The sequence below is a fragment of the Phaeobacter sp. SYSU ZJ3003 genome, assembly GCF_041300735.1.
GTDB classification, from domain to species: Bacteria; Pseudomonadota; Alphaproteobacteria; order Rhodobacterales; family Rhodobacteraceae; genus Phycobacter; species Phycobacter gallaeciensis_A.
Genome location: NZ_PXNU01000154.1, coordinates 1 through 871 on the forward strand (window position 1 = coordinate 1; position 871 = coordinate 871).

Below are 871 nucleotides of genomic sequence, written 5' to 3' on the forward strand. Positions count from 1 at the left end.
AGACGAGTTGTTGTCAGGTTGGTTATCTCGGCTGGCGGCGGCCAACTACTGCGATGACGCGGAACTGCTGGCTCATATCAAAATCGATACCGCACATGCCACCGCCTTGGACTTCAGCGTCGACACGGCTACGGCGGAGAAGATTGCCAACGCCGCACGAGTCGACCCAGGTGTTGTGCGGTCCTTGACCTTTCCGGCAATGACGCCACGAGAAGCCTCGCTGACGGCTCAGATGCCATTCCAGCATTGCCTGCAATGCTCCAGAGAGGGTCTTTCGCTCAGGCATTGGAGGCGGGCCTGGGCATTTGACTGTCAAGTTTGCGGGACGAGACTTATGCAAACCCTGGAAAAACCCGGTGAGGAACGAATATCCGGGAAACTGATAGACCGAGCGCGCCGCGGGGCAGGGATGCTTGAGTGCGCCGCGCGATCGCGCGGCCGCAAGCAACTTCGGCGGGCAATGCGCGCAGTCACCTTTGCCATGTCACTGAAAACCTTCCGCGGGGATCCGTCGTTCGCTGTCCAGAACCCCAGATCGGAAGTTAGGCTATTCTGCCTCGCCGCAATCTCCGCCGCTCGATCTCACCCCTTGGCCAAAGCAGCCATCGTCAGCCACAGCGTCGAAGACTATGCAAGGGTTGCTCTATTGCGCGCCTTCGAGAAGGAGCCACGTCTGCTTGCTGCGGTTGATCGCATCGCGCAAAGGCGCGCGGGAAGCATAGGCCCGATGGCAGCTGCATCTCGCAATTAATGGCAAAAAATGTCGCCAAAAGCGCCGCGTCTCAGATTTAAGGGCAACGCGACACCTGGTTCGGGCGCCCCACCCGCAGACCACGCAGCAGATAGGGGTAGGTCTTGTGTCCCTTCGCTG

The 871-nt window shown here is 59.7% G+C and carries 1 protein-coding gene; it reads left to right on the plus strand.

The window, feature by feature from the left end; genetic code table 11:
* A partial coding sequence (locus C6W91_RS21185) for a TniQ family protein (protein WP_370571616.1) occupies positions 1–751 on the plus strand: 751 nt, incomplete at its 5' end.
* Positions 752–871: the final 120 nt, after the last annotated feature.